The sequence below is a fragment of the Bradyrhizobium sp. sGM-13 genome (genome assembly GCF_018398875.1).
In the GTDB taxonomy this organism is placed as follows: domain Bacteria; phylum Pseudomonadota; class Alphaproteobacteria; order Rhizobiales; family Xanthobacteraceae; genus Bradyrhizobium.
In genome coordinates this window covers 1-238 of the sequence record NZ_JAGWDK010000429.1, presented here as the reverse complement: position 1 = coordinate 238, position 238 = coordinate 1, and the positions used below count along the sequence as shown (strand labels likewise).

Below are 238 nucleotides of genomic sequence, written 5' to 3'. Positions count from 1 at the left end.
AATGTCGAGGACGCTCGGCCAGTCCGTCGTGATCGATAACCGGGCCGGTGGTGGCGGCACCGTCGGCACCGAGCAGGTGGCGCGCTCAAAACCCGATGGCTACACGATGATCTACGGCACGCAGGGCACCATGGCGGCCAATGTCACACTGCGCAAAAGCCTATCGTATGATCCGCTCACGAATTTCCTGCCGGTGCATCTGGTCGGAGAAAGCCCGAACCTGTTCGTGGCCTATCAC

General features: G+C 61.3%; 1 protein-coding gene. It reads left to right on the top strand.

The window, feature by feature from the left end; translation table 11 throughout:
* Positions 1 to 238: tripartite tricarboxylate transporter substrate binding protein (locus KJQ96_RS39540; protein ID WP_249735132.1), on the top strand; the 238-nt coding region annotated here is incomplete at both ends.